Annotated in this window: 15 protein-coding genes; 7 read left to right on the top strand and 8 right to left on the bottom strand. The window is 44.1% G+C overall.

Going from position 1 to position 18,139, the window contains the following annotated elements:
• Positions 1-2: 2 nt before the first annotated feature.
• The 6 genes from DC487_RS00225 to DC487_RS00200 form a co-directional block, all read right to left on the bottom strand.
• Positions 3-944 (bottom strand): siderophore ABC transporter substrate-binding protein, encoded by a 942-nt coding sequence (locus tag DC487_RS00225; RefSeq protein WP_116773932.1) that lies wholly within the window; start codon positions 942-944, stop codon positions 3-5.
• Positions 941-1,708 carry an iron ABC transporter ATP-binding protein gene (locus DC487_RS00220; RefSeq protein WP_116773931.1) on the bottom strand — a complete coding sequence of 256 codons (768 nt, stop codon included), beginning with the start codon at positions 1,706-1,708 and terminating at the stop codon, positions 941-943. The genes DC487_RS00225 and DC487_RS00220 overlap by 4 nt, the downstream gene beginning before the upstream one ends.
• The gene (locus DC487_RS00215) at positions 1,705-2,655 is read right to left on the bottom strand and encodes an iron chelate uptake ABC transporter family permease subunit (protein WP_116773930.1); all 951 of its coding nucleotides are present in this window, start codon (positions 2,653-2,655) and stop codon (positions 1,705-1,707) included. Before DC487_RS00215 ends, DC487_RS00220 begins: the two co-directional genes overlap by 4 nt.
• Positions 2,652-3,596, bottom strand: a complete 945-nt coding sequence (locus DC487_RS00210) for an ABC transporter permease (RefSeq protein WP_116774985.1) — start codon at positions 3,594-3,596, stop codon at positions 2,652-2,654. Before DC487_RS00210 ends, DC487_RS00215 begins: the two co-directional genes overlap by 4 nt.
• A gap of 70 nt (positions 3,597-3,666) precedes the next feature.
• A complete protein-coding gene (locus DC487_RS00205; RefSeq protein ID WP_116773929.1) occupies positions 3,667-4,713 on the bottom strand; it encodes a YncE family protein in 1,047 nt (348 codons plus the stop codon).
• Positions 4,714-4,742: 29 nt separating this feature from the next.
• Positions 4,743-5,948 carry an alpha/beta hydrolase gene (locus tag DC487_RS00200; protein WP_133228285.1) on the bottom strand — a complete coding sequence of 402 codons (1,206 nt, stop codon included), beginning with the start codon at positions 5,946-5,948 and terminating at the stop codon, positions 4,743-4,745.
• Between the two features lie 168 nt (positions 5,949-6,116).
• Between DC487_RS00200 and DC487_RS00195 the strand changes: the two genes are divergently transcribed.
• The 6 genes from DC487_RS00195 (at position 6,117) to uvrA (ending at position 15,352) form a co-directional block, all read left to right on the top strand.
• Positions 6,117-8,519 (top strand): TonB-dependent receptor domain-containing protein, encoded by a 2,403-nt coding sequence (locus tag DC487_RS00195; RefSeq protein ID WP_116773927.1) that lies wholly within the window; start codon positions 6,117-6,119, stop codon positions 8,517-8,519.
• Complete coding sequence (locus tag DC487_RS00190) at positions 8,509-9,756, top strand: hypothetical protein (protein ID WP_116773926.1); 1,248 nt, start codon at positions 8,509-8,511, stop codon at positions 9,754-9,756. Before DC487_RS00195 ends, DC487_RS00190 begins: the two co-directional genes overlap by 11 nt.
• 163 nt (positions 9,757-9,919) lie before the next feature.
• Positions 9,920-10,474, top strand: a complete 555-nt coding sequence (locus DC487_RS00185) for an RNA polymerase sigma factor (RefSeq protein WP_116773925.1) — start codon at positions 9,920-9,922, stop codon at positions 10,472-10,474.
• A complete protein-coding gene (locus tag DC487_RS00180; RefSeq protein WP_116773924.1) occupies positions 10,464-11,336 on the top strand; it encodes an anti-sigma factor in 873 nt (290 codons plus the stop codon). Before DC487_RS00185 ends, DC487_RS00180 begins: the two co-directional genes overlap by 11 nt.
• A gap of 10 nt (positions 11,337-11,346) precedes the next feature.
• A complete protein-coding gene (locus DC487_RS00175) occupies positions 11,347-12,411 on the top strand; it encodes a DUF4097 family beta strand repeat-containing protein (RefSeq protein ID WP_133228280.1) in 1,065 nt (354 codons plus the stop codon).
• 79 nt (positions 12,412-12,490) lie between these two features.
• Positions 12,491-15,352 (top strand): excinuclease ABC subunit UvrA, encoded by a 2,862-nt coding sequence (gene uvrA / locus DC487_RS00170; RefSeq protein WP_116773922.1) that lies wholly within the window; start codon positions 12,491-12,493, stop codon positions 15,350-15,352.
• Here uvrA and DC487_RS00165 read toward each other — a convergent pair.
• On the bottom strand, positions 15,349-15,801 hold the full coding sequence (locus DC487_RS00165) for an energy transducer TonB (RefSeq protein ID WP_116773921.1): 453 nt from the start codon (positions 15,799-15,801) through the stop codon (positions 15,349-15,351). The two genes, uvrA and DC487_RS00165, sit on opposite strands and share 4 nt — an antisense overlap.
• Before the next feature lie 85 nt (positions 15,802-15,886).
• Complete coding sequence (locus tag DC487_RS00160) at positions 15,887-16,870, bottom strand: hypothetical protein (protein WP_116773920.1); 984 nt, start codon at positions 16,868-16,870, stop codon at positions 15,887-15,889.
• A gap of 251 nt (positions 16,871-17,121) precedes the next feature.
• Here DC487_RS00160 and DC487_RS00155 point away from each other — a divergent pair, with 251 nt between their 5' ends.
• Positions 17,122-18,138 (top strand): acyloxyacyl hydrolase, encoded by a 1,017-nt coding sequence (locus DC487_RS00155; protein WP_116774984.1) that lies wholly within the window; start codon positions 17,122-17,124, stop codon positions 18,136-18,138.
• The last annotated feature ends 1 nt before the right edge of the window (position 18,139 follow it).

Raw genomic sequence — 18,139 nt, 5'->3', positions numbered from 1 at the left:
CGCTATCCTTTTTTCAGCACGTTCAGCGCCTCGTCTATCATCATATTGGTCGAAGTAATGCCTCCGCCCGATAAATACCACACTTGTGGATTCAGGTAAACGATATGTCCTTGTTTATAGGCTTTCGTTTGCTGAATCAGTTTATTTTCGATTTCGCTTTTATCCGCGCCTTTTCCTTTTACTGCTTCGTTGCGGTCAACGATAAATAGGTAATCTGGATCAGTTTCTACAATAAACTCGTTTGACACCTTTTGTCCATGTGTCGCTTCTTCTAATTGATCTACGGCTGGTTTTACGCCCAATTCAGCATGGATAAAACCAAAACGAGAACCGGCACCATACACGCTAAAACGACCATTGTTGTGCATGGCAATCAAGGCATTCTCGGTATTGCTTTTCAATTGTTCCTGCGCTTGTTTCAACTTCTCTTTGGTAGCGGCAATTTTTTCTTTCACGACTTCTTCCTGTCCGACCAACTTGCCTAACATCAAGGAATTTTCTTCAAAAGATTTCATGTAGTTGCTATTGTCGATATCGACAAATACAGTCGGTGCAATCTTGACAAACTCATCGTAGAAACGCTCTTGTCTTGGCGAAATAATAATTAGATCTGGTGCTAGACTATTGATCTTTTCAAAGTTGGGTTCCATCAGTCCACCAGCATCTGCTACTTGCGCGTCGTCTTTTAGCGCAGCTAAATGATCCGGCGTATAGTTTTTAGGAATACCTACGGGCTTAATGCCCAACTCATTTAAGGTTTCTAGCGATCCGAAATCGAATACCACAATTTTTGTGGGCTGGCCATAAATGGTAGTATTGCCCAGTTTGTGACTAATCACTGTCGAATCCGAAGCGGTGTTTTCGTTTTCAGAACTGCTATTATTGCAGCTTACTATCGTGAACAAAAGGCAAGCGATGCTCGCTAATTTTAAAAGATTTTTCATGTTTCTATATTGAAATAATTACAAATATTTTTCCCGTTTTTAGTAATGATATCGAAGTCTATGCCGAATACTTCTTTTAAGGTGTGCGCTTGCACGACCTGATCTGTCTCGTCATTATATACGATCTTGCCATCCTTCATAGCAATAATATAATCAGAGTATTGCGCCGCAAAATTAATCTCATGAATTACGATAACCACCGTTTTCCCGAGTTCATCGACTAGGCGTCGCAGCGTTTTCATCACGAGAACAGCATGCTTCATATCCAAATTGTTCAGCGGTTCGTCCAGCAAAATGTAATCGGTATCCTGCGCAATAATCATCGCGATAAAGGCGCGTTGCCGTTGACCGCCACTCAGTTCGTCGATGTAGCTATGAGCCATATCTTCGAGCTGTGCGAAATGAATCGCTTTATCGATCTGCACCTGATCATCGGCCGTCAATCGACCTTTGGAATACGGAAATCGGCCGAAGGCCACCAAATCTCGCACGGTAAGCCGAAGATCAATATGATTGGACTGCCGTAAAATCGACAAACGCTTGGCCAAATCTCCACTTTTATAATCGCTGATACATATATCGTCTAAGTAAATCTTACCTTGATCGGCATCTAGCAGCCGACTAATGATAGAAAGCAAGGTACTTTTCCCTGCTCCATTCGGCCCGATCAACGAGGTAATTTTTCCTTTGGGCAAGCTGCAAGAGATATTATCCAGCACGAGGCGCTTACCGTATGTCTTGGTGATTTTTTCGAAACAGATCATATTGCTTTCCTTGTTTTAAGCATCAAATACATAAAATAGAGTCCTCCCACAAAATTAACGACAATACTGACTGTCGTCGAAAAGTTGAAAATATGCTCCACCAAAAATTGCCCTAATAACAAGGCTACACAAGCTATGCCACTACAGAGCCACACCATGTAACGGTGTTTGCGCGTTTGAAATAATTCGTAGGTAAGATTAGTTACTAAAATGCCCAAGAAGGTAACCGGACCGACCAATGCGGTAGATACCGACACCAAGAGCGAGATCAGTAGCATGTAAATCTTGACCAATTTATTATAATTCAATCCCAAATTCACCGCGTGCTCACGCCCAAGGGCGATGACATCCAGATATTTGAGATAACGCTGACCAAAGAGCAATGCACCCAGCAGCGTTACGCCAGCAATCAGCAACAAATCCGTGTTTATCTTATTAAATGAAACAAACATGAATCCTTGAATGACCGAAAATTCGTTGGGATCGATTACGATCTGCAAAAACTGACCAAATGTCTGAAACAAAGCACCTAGCACCAAGCCCAATAGCAGCAAGTGATAGATATTCTGCTTGCTTTTGCCAAAAATCAGCACGTACATCAGAAAGGAAAACGCCATCATCAGCAAGACGGCATAGAAAAAATTATCCTGATGCGTAATCACCTGAAAGGTCTTATCTCCATATATAAAGACGATCACCGTCTGGAACAATATAAACACCGATTCGTAGCCCATAATAGCAGGCGTCAGAATCTTATTGTTCGTAATCGTCTGAAAAATCAACGAAGAATAGGCTACGCTAATGCCCACCAATAAGATGGTCGCGAGACGTATTGCACGACGCGGAATCACATAATCCAAATTCGGACCTGTGTTGTACAGCATGAACAGAGCGATGATGGTCACCATCATCAATATCATTGCGATTATCTTATTGCGCTGCTTCATCGGTTTCGTCTTAGTATTAAAAATAAAAAGATGATTCCGCCAATAACGCCCACCATCAAACCGATCGGTATTTCGTATGGAAAGATGATGGTACGGCCTAAAATATCGCAGAACAGCAGAAAGATCGAACCAGCCAGCGCCGTCATCGGCAACGTGCGGCGGAGATTATCTCCCATCATCATACTCACCATATTGGGCACAATCAGACCAAGAAATGGAATGGCTCCTGCCGTTACCACGCTCACACTTACAGTAAGCGAAACGGCAAACAGACCCAGATTGACAATGGTACTGTACGAAATTCCCAAATTCTTGGCAAAGCTAGCTCCCATGCCCACAATGGTAAACTGATCAGCATAAATGTAAGCCAGCACCACGGCAGGCAAGATCAGATAAATCGATTCATACTGTCCCTGTAACACCGAAGAAAAGTCACCAATCATCCATTCTTGTACATTTTGCACAATGCCGTGCTTGAATGCAAAGAAAGTAGATACGGCTGCTAAGATATTGCCAAACATAATCCCGACCAAGGGGATGAATACCGAACTACGGAAACGCACCCGACGCACCATGAGCATAAACAATAGATTGGCCGCCAGCGTAAATAGCAACGCAGCAACCGATTTCATGCCTATGGAAGCTTGTGGGATCAACAAAATACTGAAGAGAATCCCCATCTTCGCCGCTTCCAATGATCCGGCAGTCGTGGGCGACACGAACTTATTTTGCGAAAGCTGCTGCATAATGAAGCCCGCTACGCTCAGTCCGGCGCCCGTAAGCACCAACGCGATTGCTCTTGGTATGCGCGCAATGGTAAAAACCAATAGCTGATCTGAATTCATCGCGAAAACATCACGCATGGCGATGTCTTTGACGCCCGTAAATAGCGAAACCCAGATCAATACGAGCAGGCTCACGATGGAGCCTGCGTATATCATTGGAATAGAAATTTTCTTTGTGGTCTCCAATAGGCTATGCTATGCTGTCCGAAACTGCAAATATCGTTTTTTATTTGATTTTCGTTAGCGTATCGCCGTTTGTGTCTGCCGCTGGAGCGGGTTGTCCTTCCACAGGGCGGCCACCTTTTGTTTTATTGACCACAAATGCAATACCCGTTTTAGGGTTGACACGCACGTGGTTTGGATGTGAGCCAGTCGGCAGATCCGCCAATACTTCGTAAGACTTCGCATCGATTACCGTCGTTGTGCCTGTTTGTCTGTTAGCAGAATAAACGCGATTAGTTTTCTTGTCATACGTGATACCGATCGCACCTGCTCCTGTAGGAATACTTTTCAAAACCGCACCCGTTTTCGCATCTAATACGGTAACCGTTCCAGATTTTTGATTAGCCACAAATAGACGATCGTCAGCAGCCACTAAGTTCACTGGTGATTCACCGCCAGACGGATAGCTTTTCTCTACTTGACCACTTTTGATATCGATCACAGCAATTTCATTTGTACCCATGTTCGTAGCGAAGAATTTGTCTTTCTTCTTATTGAATGCCAATGCGGTGGTTGTTTTACCCGTATTAGGAATGGTACGAACTACTTTGTTGGTTTTACCATCAATTACCCAAATATCGCTTGGATCGCCTACATTAGTCACATAAGCCATATTGTTGTCTTCGTCTACCAGTACTTCACGCGTATGCGATTTATCGCCTCCAGCGTTGAACGTAGCCAATACTTTTTTAGTCTTTAGATCTACGGCACTCACCGAGTTGGTTCTGGTGTTGGTGGTATACACCACTTGCGTTTTGTTGTTGATGCCCAACCCAAAAGGAGGATTATCTTTCATGGAAATGCTATCGACAATCGCTAAGGTTTCTGGATCAATTTTGTACAAAGCGCCACCTGGATTTGATCTCGAGCCAGCACTAGATACATAAATATGTCCATCGGCCTGATTGATGACCGCTTCATAAATACCTGTTCCAGCTGGAGCAGATTTTTCTACTTGTTGTGCCGAAGCACCGTGAGCAGCACCCAATAATCCTAAAGCCATCACCAAGCGTGCGGCATTTCTCTGATGTTTGTTGATATGTAGATTCATGTTTTGAAAAAAATTAATAAAATACTTATTTAAGATTGATTGTCATTTTGGGAAAACTGTGACGTCCACCAGCTGTAGAAATAAGGAAAGGCTTTTTGCCAGTACCACGCACCATGTCGGCCATCTGGTTCGATAGAGACTTGTATCTTTTCTCGTCCGCTATTTTGCATCATTTGAATGATGCGCTCGATATCGTCATGCATGCGTACGCGACTGCCATCCGGCTTTATGCGATTCTCATTGCCGCCACCGTAGAAGTAAAAATCAGGAGTTAAGGATGCATCTTTCACAGGAATTTGGGCAATGGCTTGGTCAATATTGCCTTCATCCAACCAAATCGAAGGCGAAAGTACACCAACTGTTCCAAATGTTTCTGGATGCAACAAGCTCGCATAAAAAGTGAGCAAACCGCCTACGGAACTTCCCGCCATCGCCGTATGTGCACGATCTGACTTAGTACGGTAATGCTGATCGACATATGGTTTCAATACCGATACAATATCTTGGAGGTACGCTTCGCCTAATGGTTGCGGAAATGATGTAGTCGGGCGCACGAAATATTCATTTTGCCGCCGCTGAATATCTTCCGCATGGGCAATAGCTACTACAATGGCTTTGTCTTTCGCTTCATCAATCGCCTCATCTACACGCCATTCTAGCGGACCAATTCTCCCCTTAGAAGTAGCTTCATCAAATAGATCTTGTCCATCGTGCATGTAAATCACGGGATAGCTTTCTTTAGATTGTGCATATCCTTCTGGCAAGTAAATCCATACGCGGCGCTGTACATCTAGTTTGGGAAAATAAAATGCAGAGTCTAAAATGTGAACTTGCGGACTGGCTGTTGAGGCTGGAAAATCATCGCGCCAACCGTCTATCGTGGCCGTCACAGCGGTATCTCCAGTCACGATTAGCTTGATCGGCCCTTCCAGATTTCCCTTGGCGGTTGAAGCTAACGTTTCCCAATTGCCACGGGTAAACTTGTATTCAAAAAGTCCTTTGGGAACTGAAGGAATAGTGACCTGAATGGTTTCGCCATATTTGGGTATGGCGCCAACTAGTACCGCGGCCGGCTTCCAACCATTAAAGGCTCCTGTTATAAAGAATTGTTCACCAATGTGTGACGATTGATCCCGATTTTGTATCGTTATGTTTACATCATACAGCTCCTGCGCCATTCCCCACTTTGCTATTAAGATTGTTGTGAGGCATGCTAGCCAAACCCTCGTTTTCATATTATTATTGGTATCAATTTCTGTATTTTGTAGCAACAGATCGCTAATTTAGACATATTCTAAACAAATACCAATTCTTATACGCTCTAATCATCGGGCACAGCTGTAATGCTTTGATTTTATTAAGATTTAATCTAATTTAGCGAAAAATATTATTTCCACCGCCACATGAGCACAAAATCAAGCTTCTTTTTGTTCATCACTTTTTGCTGGATATGCACTTCTTACGCCCAGCAACACTCGGATATACACGGTCGTGTGAAAAATTGGCAAGCTAATCCTTTGGCAGGCATTACGGTAATTTTAGGTGATCAGCGTGCCAGTACCGATTCACTGGGAGGCTTTGTCTTTCGCGATGTCGCAACCGGCATTCAAAGACTTAGTCTATCCGGCATCGGATACCGCTTACGTACAGAGATCGTAAATAAAGTTGCCAACAAACCACTTTATATAGAAATTACACTTTCTGCAGAAGACAACCAGATTGCCGAAGTGCAAGTCGTGGGACAATCCGATACCGAGCGTGCGGGCAAACAAGCGATTCGTGCCGTAGTCGTGGATACGCGTGCGGTGGCAGAGCAACCCGTCACACTAGCCGAGTTGATTAATCGCTCGCCAGGCGTGCGCATTCGCCAAAGCGGCGGCTTGGGCAATGCGGTGGATGTTTCTGTCAATGGTTTTCAAGGGCGCGCAGTGCGTTATTTCAAAGATGGCATTCCTCTAAATTACTTGGCTGGCGGATACGGCATTCACAATATCCCTGTCAATTCATTAGAGCGAGTAGAAGTTTTTAAAGGCGTGTTGCCCATTTCATTGGGAGCAGATGCTTTGGGTGGCGCGGTCAATTTGGTGACCAAAAATTTACCCATTGGCGACCAATTAGATGCCAGTTATGAAATCGCGTCCTTCAATACACATCGTATAGCTGTCAACGCATCCACCCGTAAAAAGAATGGCTTTTATACTGGTTTAGAAGCTTTTTATAATTACTCCGATAATAATTACAACGCTTTTGTGATGGTGCCTGATCCCAGCACGGGCAATCCGAGCGAGCAATCCGTCGAGCTATTTCACAATGCGTATCGCGGCGTGTATGGTGAAGCATTTGTCGGTGTTAAGGATAAGCCCTGGGCCAAAGATTTACGATTCAGCCTTGCCTATTTTGATGTAGAGCGACAACAACAACACTCGGTGCTGATGACTTCACCTTACGGCGCAGCCTTAGCGAAGCAATCTTCAGTCATTCCAACCTTACGCTATGTCGGCAGCTTCTTCGACGATCGGTTGACGATTGAACAATTTGTGGTGGCCAATACCTTGAAATTTAACACAGTCGATACGATACAAGGTCGCTACGATTGGTTTGGCAACTTCACCCCGACGCCGGGCAGTGTTGGCGAAAGTGGCCGCCCGTCCTTATCCGACATTCGCATACAACAAATCACTTCTCGCACAACGGCCAGCTGGAGATGGAATGCGAACAATATCCTGTCTGCCAATTATACCATGACAAGTAGCAAACGAACAGGTGAAGATCCATTTGGCCCACGCTTTGCCGACTCCGATGTAGACGTGCTTTCGGCACGTACACGATTTGACAAACAAGTATTGGGATTGGACTGGTCGGGGAAAGTAAGCGATCGCTGGTCTTATTCCCTTATGGGTAAATGGTATCATTACCGTTCATTAGGCACGGAAGCCTGGGCTAATCGCCCGATTTCGGAGAATGAAGAATCCTCCGTTTCCAAAAGCTACTTCGGTGCTGGCGGATCGTTAAAATATGAATGGGATGCGGATAGAAACGTGCGCTTCTCGACAGAATATGCGTATCGTATTCCAGAGATCGACGAATTATTTGGTGACGCCGTCTGGACTGTTCCGAATTTCGATCTAAACCCAGAACGCAGTCTCAACTTTAATTTGGGAACACGCAACCGATTCCGCAATCTGAGCTACGAAGTGAACACCTTCTACCGACGTACTAAGGGATTAATCCTGTTAGTACCGGTATTAGCGCCGTATGCACAGTTCCAAAACATCAACAACGTAGAAGGTTATGGCGTAGAACTAGACTTGGCACATCCGATCAATTCCTTTTTGGATGTGAGAGGAAATGCTACTTGGCAGAGCCTTCGGCTGATGGGCTTTGACTTACCTAGTGACCAGTGGCGCAATGGGACGCGCTTGCAAAATACACCGTATTTCTTTGCGAATGTTGGATTGAATGCACATATCAATGGTGTCGGAAAGCCCGACAATCGATTGGATGTGTATTTGAATTATAATTTTGTGCGCGAGTTTTATTTAGAAACTATTCCTCGCCAAGCCGAGCCCGGAGGTTTCCTCGGATTATCAGGCAGTGCGAGCGTAGCATCCGACCTCATCATTCCCAACCAAAACCTACTTAGCGGCGGCTTGAGCTACCGCATGAAACAAGATAAATACCGCATCAGCATGGAAGTTAAAAACATGCTGGATGCCCGATTATATGATTACTTCCGCGTACAACGCGCCGGACGTAGCTTTCACTTAAAACTCACCTATCAACTATTCAATGCACATGAAAACTAGATTTATATTTCAAGCACTTGCATTCTCTTTATTCGGATTTACGGCTTGTTCGGATGACGCTCCAAATCCTGGAAACGAAACAGAAAGTGTCTATCTATTACAAACTATGAGCGAGGTCACTCAGTTGAAACCGGGCTTTATGAGCAGTTATACGGAATTTCCTTCGGGAACTTTTGCCAATGCTACGCAGCCTTCGGCCTTCCAAGGGCAAGCTAATGAAGGATGGCGTACGCGCAATGGCAATGTGTATAAAATGTTTAATGCGAGCTTTGAACGCGGTATCCACAAATTGAATATTAGTGCGCAAGGATCGATATCTTACGGCACATCGATCCTGACTGGCAACACCTTAAACGGTTCTGGAAATTTTGTGATCGAAAACGATACGAAAGGTTATTACTGGGATGGCAATGAGCCTTGGGTGATCCAGACATTTAACCCAGAACTGGTACAAAAAACTGGCAAGATCGACGTAGATTTCGAAACTATATTGAAAAGAAATGATAGTCGTATCACTTTCCAAGGGATTGGACAACACTTTTTAGCGATTAAAGGTGGCAAGCTCTACGCTGATGTGGTGTATAGCAGTGGTACGGGTATGGCGAGAGGCATGTTCAACGATGTTTTCAATGATGTTTCTATTGCAGTCATTGATTTGGCTACGCAGAAATATGAGAAAACCATCACGATTCCGAATACACAATCCATCGCCTTTGTGAATGATAATGAAATGTATTCTTTCGATACCAACGGTGATTTATACATCCTATGCCAAGGTGGTCCAGGTGCTTTAGGCGGACGTTCGAAAATTGCACGTATCAAAGCAGCGGAAACGGACATCGACACAAGCTGGGAGTTGAAATACTCCGATATTTATTCGGTAGATACGGGTAAATTCACCGGTCTGTTGGCCAAAAATGGCAAACTAATCGTATTCTCGAATTCGGTGCCGCTTTCATTAACACCGAATAATATTAATACGGGTGAAATATGGAAGTACCACGTCGTAGATATCAATTCCAAATTGATAACTCCGGTAGAAGGTTTAGAATTATCGACCAATGCGGGTGGCGCTTATGCGGCATTTGAAATCGATGGCAGAATTATCCTACGCGTAAATGCACCATCTAAAGCAGGCGTAACAGGTTACTACGAGTTGAATGGTACTCAAGCCAAACAGATCATCCACGTATCGGACGGTCACGTAGCGGGCTTCACAAAAGCTAATGTGCAGTAAGCACTAGTAGCAATCAAGAAACTTACATAACAGATCAAAGAGCCACCTTGCCAGGTGGCTTTTCTGCTATAAGCAAGTTTTTTATAATAATTTGCAACATTATACAATCAACGGCGACTATAGTATAGAAACAAGATGAAAGACACTAGGTTAAAATAAGAGGGTGAAAGCTAGTTGGACCGATAAGGAATTAATAGACTTATGTCTTGCTGGTAAAGACAGCGGGTATACGCGGTTATATGAACGGTATGCTACGTCGATCTATAACTCGATCTATCGGCTCGTCAATAATATAGCCGAAGCAGAAGATCTCTTGCAAGAAGTATTTGTCAATGTCTTTTCGAATGTGAATCGATTGGTAGAGCTAGATAGCTTCGAAGCTTGGACAAAGCGCATTGCTATTAACAAGAGTATTTCGCATTTGCGCAAACGCCGTATCTATTTTACCGATATCGATGAAGTACAAGGATCGGAAATTCTGCGCGATGACGAAGAGAATGAATGGCAACAAAGTCGCGTCGAAGATATTGAACAGGCGATAGAACGACTGCCCGATCTGACGAAAACAATCGTCAATCTGTTCCTTTTTGAGGATATGTCCCAAGAAGAAATTGGAGAAACACTAGGTCTGTCACACACGGCGGTACGCAGTCAGTATCACCGAGCGAAGCAAAAAATAGCACAAATGATAAAGGAGAAAGGGTGTTATGGAAGATAAATTGAAAAAATTTGTGAACGAGAATAGGCAGGCGTTTGATCGGCATCAGCCCTCACCGCTTGTTTGGGATCAGATTAAGAAAAAATTACCGCAGCAAATCGAGGCGGCAGCGGAGCAAGAAGAAACGATTACTCCAATCAAGCGAATACGCCCGGCACGGATGTGGTATGCCGCCGCATCTATTGTGGCGATATTAATGGTGAGCGGAATCATATGGAAACAGTACCATGCAAGCAATGCAATCGTAGAAGAAGATACAAATGCTCAAATCGCACAACTAGCACAACCGGAAAATAACAATAGTGCGCAAGGTTCAACTGTTGATCAGCCAATATCGAAGGTTAGTCCTAACAAGGATGGATTGACGTATGATATCGATGCGCGTACGGCACAAACAACGACAAGACAGCCGCAAAAACAGATCCAAGAAAATCGATCAAAACACGTCGAGATAGAAGATCCATTGGCGAAATCTTATGCTTTGCTAGCGGATGAAAGCTCTGCCATCAACCGAATGGAAGGCGTATTGCAATTGGCGAGTATGGATTATGTACCGGATGCCGGCATGGAAAAAATCCAACACCTCATGGCAAGCGATCCAAATGAAAACATCCGTTTGGCAGCGTATGACATCTTCATGGAACATGCTTCTGCGGAGCAAAAGGAACAACAAATTCAGGACGCATTCCTGCAACAAAAAGATGCAACTATGCAAGTAGAACTGATGCAGGCCATGGCTGAAACAGAAGATTTAAAGATTAATGATGCAACCACCAAACGTTTGGAAGCAATCGTAGAAGATCCTTTGGCTATCGACCTCGTCAAAAATCAGGCGTATGCCGTATTAATGAAAAATTGGTAAACACAAGACTATGAAAACACAGATAATCAGCAGCGTAATAGCTTTGTTAGCTATGTGTATCACAGGTACAGCGCAAACAACACCAGCTCAACCACCTCAAGCGAAAGTGGTATATGGGACAGGTACATTCAATACCGCAAAATCTAACAGTAATGATTTAGAAAAAAAAGAATACCGTTTTAAGAAGAATAGCGGCAAACTACTAGTAAACTCCAATGCGATCTCAGCAGAGGGCTACGATGGTAATGAAGTGGTCGTGACTACCTGGGCGGAACGCACAGAGCAGGACGAGCGTGCCGCTGGATTACAAGGCATAAACAGCTCAGGCTTAAAAGATAATACAGGTGTCGGGCTACAGTTGACAGAAGCAAACGACGGCACAACTGTACTTAGCGTCGTGAACTATCAGAAATTGGACTCCGTACATCTACGTTTGCCAAAAAGGATTGCGCTATCTATCAAATCTCCTTCAAGCTGGACAGAAGGCACTATTGCATTAAAGGATTTGCTATCAGAGATCGAAGTGAGTAATACATTTGGCGATGTAAAACTACAGCAAGTAACTGGCCCGATGACCATTAAAACGGTACATGGAAACATTGAGGCCGTATTAGATAAACCGGTGAAAGGACCTGTTTCTTTAGTATCAACCTTAGGTTTTATCGATGTCGCCATCCCCAAATCAACGCCTGCCAATTTGGAATTGCGTACCACTTTGGGAGAAATTTTTGCAGCAGAAGAACTCAATATTGACTTGAAGCCAACCACGAAGCAAAAAGATCCTACGATTGTTTTGGCAAAAACTAAAACTTACGTGAATACCGATAGTTTAAGGAACAAGATTAGCATTGATCTACAATCAGAAGGCTTATCCGACTCGATTGGAAACGTGATAGAACAAGCCATGGAATCGGCCAATGTGGCGTTGGAATCTGCTTTTTCGGAATTACCACAATCCTTTACCATTTCAGGGGCTTCCTCTAATCGAATTCAAGGTACGATTAATGGTGGTGGTGAAAATATCAACTTGCGTACAACACATGGTAAAATTTACTTACGCACTACCAGCAAGTAAGTACGAAGTATACCCAAGCAAAACGCAAAAGTCGTCTTTAAAATGCGTAACTTTGCCACCTGCATAAATCAGGATTCTAATGGCAAAAGATAAGACGGTAGATCTGGGTGAACAACGTGAGGTAGAGGTTTTTGGAGCAAGGGTACACAATCTTAAAAACATTGATGTATCCTTTCCGCGTAATGAGCTGGTCGTAATCACCGGCTTGAGCGGTAGTGGGAAGTCATCCTTGGCTTTCGACACGATTTATGCCGAGGGGCAACGCCGTTACATGGAAACTTTTTCGGCATATAGCCGTCAGTTTCTAGGTGGCATGGAGCGCCCCGATGTGGATAAAATCTCTGGATTAAGTCCAGTGATTTCCATCGAACAAAAAACCACTTCCAAAAACCCGAGATCCACAGTCGGCACCATCACAGAAATTTACGATTTCTTGCGTTTGCTATATGCTCGTGCAGGAGAAGCCTATTCTTACGCGAGTGGCCGCAAAATGGAGCGCATGTCCGACGATCAGATCATTGATCGTATTATGGAAGAATATGCAGGCGATCCCATCTACATTCTAGCACCGGTCATCAAAGGCCGAAAAGGACATTACCGCGAATTATTCGAGCAGATCCGTAAACAAGGTTATACCAAAGTACGCGTGGATGGCGATATCTTAGATGTGGTTGCCAAAATGCAGGTAGATCGATATAAAATCCACGATATCGAGATTGTTATCGATCGATTGTATGTCAATGAAGACGACCGCAAGCGTTTGTACACTTCGGTGTTGCAAGCGTTGAAAACCGCCAAAGGTATCATCAAGATTGTCAATAAAGAAGATAAAGAGAATTTCTACAGCCGCTACTTGATGGATGCAGAATCTGGAATTTCCTACGACGAACCGCAGCCCAATACATTCTCGTTCAACTCGCCTTATGGCGCTTGTCCGAAATGCGACGGATTAGGTTATGTATTTGAGATCGATAAGCAAATGGTCATTCCAGATCGCACCTTGAGCATTCAGAAAGGGGCTATTGTACCGATCGGCGCGCTGCGCGAATCTTGGACTTCGGCCATCATTAAAGCCATTGCTGCCAAATTCGACTTTTCGCTTACCGCGCCAATCAGCAAGCTAACGGAAGAGCAAATAGACATGCTTCTGTACGGAGCAGAAGAACCTATTCCACTCACCGTTTCCTATGGCAGCTACGGCGCAAGAGAATATAAAGTCAATTTCCAAGGCATCTTCACCTTATTGGAAGAGCACGCTCCAAAACAACAGGAGGATAGCCGTCCGGTCGAAGATTTCCGTACGAAAGTCATCTGCCCTACTTGCCAAGGTGCAAGATTGAAAAAAGAATCGCTTCATTTTAAGATAGACGAAAAGAATATCTATGAGTTGGCTTCGACCGATATTTCTAACCTACACGCTTGGTTCGAAGGACTAGAAGATCGCTTGAATGATCGCCAGCGCACTATTGCGACCGAAATCTTGAAAGAGATCCGTACGCGCTTGGGATTCTTGTTGGATGTAGGACTTACTTACCTCACGCTAAACCGTAGTTCCAAAACGCTTTCGGGCGGCGAGGCGCAGCGCATCCGATTGGCTACGCAGATTGGCTCGCAGTTGGTCAACGTCTTATATATTTTGGATGAGCCGAGCATTGGTTTGCATCAGCGCGACAACGAACGCCTGATTCATGCTTTAAAGAATCTGCGTGACATTGGCAATTCGGTATTGGTCGTAGAGCATGATAAGGATATGATCTTGCATGCCGATTATGTGATCGATATGGGGCCACATGCTGGTTTACACGGCGGTAAAGTCGTGGCAGAAGGTAAGCCAAAAGATATTTTGAAAGCAGATACGCTGACAGCAGCTTATCTAAACGGCCGAAAAGAAGTCGCCATTCCTGCCACACGACGTGAAGGCAACGGCAAAGAGTTGGTATTGTCGGGAGCAACAGGACACAACCTGAAAAAGGTAAATGCGGTATTCCCTTTAGGAAAACTCATCGCGGTAACGGGTGTATCAGGTTCTGGAAAATCTAGTTTGATTACTGGAACGCTTTATCCAATCTTGAATCATCATTTCTTCCGGGCGAAAGCGACACCACTCCCTTACAAATCCATTGAAGGATTAGAGCATATTGATAAGGTGATCGAGATCGACCAAAGTCCGATCGGGCGAACTCCACGGTCGAATCCATCTACATATACCGGTGTATTTTCGGACATCCGAACGCTGTTTGTACAACTGCCGGAAGCCAAAATCCGAGGTTACAAACCGGGACGTTTTTCATTCAATGTAAAAGGTGGGCGTTGTGAAACCTGTCAAGGAGCGGGCATGAAGATTATTGAAATGAACTTCCTGCCCGATGTGCAAGTTCCTTGTGAAACCTGCCACGGCAAACGCTATAATCGCGAAACATTGGAAGTACGCTACCGCGGAAAATCCATCGCGGATGTATTGCACATGAGTATTGATGAGGCTGTAGAATTTTTTGAGAATATTCCGTCCATCTTCCGTAAGATCAAAACCTTGCAAGATGTTGGTTTAGGATATATCACCTTAGGACAATCATCAACGACATTGTCTGGCGGTGAAGCCCAACGTGTTAAGTTAGCGACCGAATTGTCTAAGAAAGATACGGGAAGTACATTTTATATACTGGATGAGCCAACCACTGGGTTGCATTTTGAAGATGTGAATGTCTTGATGGGCGTGATTAATCGTTTGGTGGATCGTGGAAACAGTGTCTTGATTATTGAACACAACTTGGATGTGATCAAAACGGCAGACTGGGTGATTGATATGGGGCCAGAAGGCGGAGCAGCAGGCGGCACCATGCTATTTGCTGGCGTACCCGAAGATCTGATCAAAGTGAAGAAAAGTGAAACGGGCAGATTCCTGAAAGAGGAAATGAAACCGCAAAAAGCTGCAGCTGTTTAACGGTCTTTTAAATTGACCACAACCGGTTGCCGGAAACGGGTCTTTACAGGCTGACCATCGCGCAGTGCTGGTTTCCAGCGTGGTGAGCGTCTCATCACGCGCATCACTTCTTCTTTGAACTCGGGACTGATCTTGTCGGCATTGAGCACTTCTATGTCGCAGACCTTGCCATCTTCACACACCGTAAATTCCAGATTGGCTTGCTGCACTAGTCCAAAGCTGATGTAGCTATCTTCGTCGATACTTTCTTGTATACTACGAACGTTCAGGTTTTTGTTCAGGAAGTTACTCCAACCTCTCGCGCCGCCAGAAAACCGAGGAATCACATCTACCTCGGTATAAATGGTATCCACCGAAATAGGTTTTTCTGCAATAGCATAAGCTGCGGGCATCACGGCACTCAGCGAGAGCCCGAGCACAATCGAAAAAATGTATTTTATCGTCTGCATCTGTTTGTTCCTACCTTTCAGAGTGGAAAGGAACAAAAATCACTCCACGAAGCAAGAAGAAGTATGCAATGCAGACCAAGACCGCTTAAGCAAGGGGAAGATCGACCTTTTCCCGAAAGTTTCCGTCTTCATCGGAAATAAAGCTCATCGGCTCTTCAGGATTTTTGATGATCTCAAAAAGCGTATATCCCCAAGGTTTCCAAAAATTCTCCAACACCTGTCCGTAAGTTTTCACCTGCCAATGATCGAAAATAGGCTTCATCGTCCAATCTTGCATCGGCATCGGCTCTACATAGATCATATTGGGTGTGTCCATATACGTGTATTCTGGCAGCTTATTAAACAGATATGCCGAGTAGAAATAGCGCGCACAGATTTCTTCGAATTGAATCGGATGCAAGACCTTGTCTTTAACCGTAGCCAGCACATCTTCATGATAGATCGCATGCGTGCCATTATCCTGTAGCGTCGCAATGATCGCAAAATCATTCATCCGCAGCGAAAAGATCAACGTATTAATCTCGTCGCGGTAGATAAAGGTTTCCGGCGCATTTTCTACCGGAAGAACTAACACCGAGAATGGGTTTCTATTTTCAAATTCCATGGGGTGAATGGCCGATTGCAACATGGTATGCAGATTGCGAAATTTGTGCACCAAAGCCTGCGAGAAGTTCATCTCCTCCCCGCTCATGGTAGCTTGTCTGATTCCGGCCTGTATTTCATTAAACACGACACCATACAGGATCTTGGCTACCCATTGGAATAAAATGGTAGTTGGCAATTCCTTTACCGCATCATAACCAATAGCCATAGCGCGTTCTACCGCAGATTCTACTGACTCCAACTGTAATGCTGCGTCCGCAGAGCAGGGCAATTTCAACTTTTTGTAGGTAGAAAAGCTTTCATCCAGCATCTTAAACGGCTGCTCTTCCAAATTGAAAGCACGCATCATCCATACCGGGAATACCTGAATTTGCTCATCGGCAGAATGCAAGGCCTGGCCGGTCAAAAAACAAGTCTTATTATCGAATTTAAAATCTAGAAAAGGGTTGTAAAGTCGTGTCGCCATATCTCAAACAAAGGTAGGGCTTTGAATAAGTTATTTGATAGTTTGAGCAGCTAATGACGAAAAAATGGCGGATGAGGACTGCAACGAAACAGAAAATTCTAAAAATGTATGTATTTTTGCGCCTTATTCAATAAATTCTATTCGTGCGACGTCTACTTACGCTATATATTTTCTTTTTTATCGTGGCTGCAAATAATGTGTACGCACAAACGGATTCTATCGCAAAGCGAAAATCTCCCATAGTTTTTGAAATGGAGATAGAAAATGGTGGGATTTTGCAGCAGAAAAATGCGAAGGTTGCTTATCAGGATGCCTATTATGAAGGCGTCAACTTCAAAGTAGGCTGGCAGCAACGTGATAAAAAAGACCCCTATTTTGAATTATACAACAATCCAATTTATGGAATAGGATTTTACTCCAGCACATTCAATAATGACATCATCGGTAATCCGTATGCTTTGTATGGATTCGTACAGACGCCGATTGCTCCTCGCGAGCACAGTCGTTGGTCTTATGATTATCGCATTGGATTAGGTTTATCTGGTAATTTTTATCCATTCGATGAGGAGGATAATCCTCTGAATCTGGTTATTGGCTCCAAGAATAATGTATTTATCGATTTTGGTATTCGTACACAATACGCTTTTCACCCCAAATGGCGTGCTGGATTAGGTTTGGCCTTTCATCATTTTTCCAATGGCGCATTGGCTCTGCCCAATTCTGGTGTGAATCTAGTGCCCGTCACGATTTCGGTTAATTATCAACCTAACCCGATGCCCGTACGTGCAAGAAAGGCCGACATTCCGCCTTATAGTAGGCGAACGCTTTTCCACATCAACTACGGAGCTGGTGTGAAACAGCTTAGTGAATATAATGATCACCTGTATTTCAAATCTACGATAAGTGCATACGCTAGTCGGCACGTCAGTCATAAATGGCGTATCGGAGGTGGCTTAGACCTTTTCTATTCTTCGTCTGGAAATGATGATGAAGTTGCTGGCGATAAATCCGGTGATTTAGGTTCCAAGCTTTCGGGCGGCCCATCGTTTTATTTAGCGCATGTGCTCAACCAACGCTTGGTATTAAATGGAAATGTGGGCTATTACATCCACAACCAGGTCTTCAATGGAGAGATTAATAAGTTCTTTCTGCGTGCTGGAGCACGTTATTATGTATATCAAAATATCAACGCAGGTGTATCGATCAAAGCACATATGGGCAAGGCCGATTTCATCGAATGGACCGTCGGCTATACCTTTAATCGCTAGC

Origin of the sequence: Sphingobacterium corticibacter (genome assembly GCF_003076635.1) — a bacterium.
GTDB classification, from domain to species: domain Bacteria; phylum Bacteroidota; class Bacteroidia; order Sphingobacteriales; family Sphingobacteriaceae; genus Sphingobacterium; species Sphingobacterium corticibacter.
This window is presented reverse-complemented; position numbering and strand designations above follow the sequence as displayed.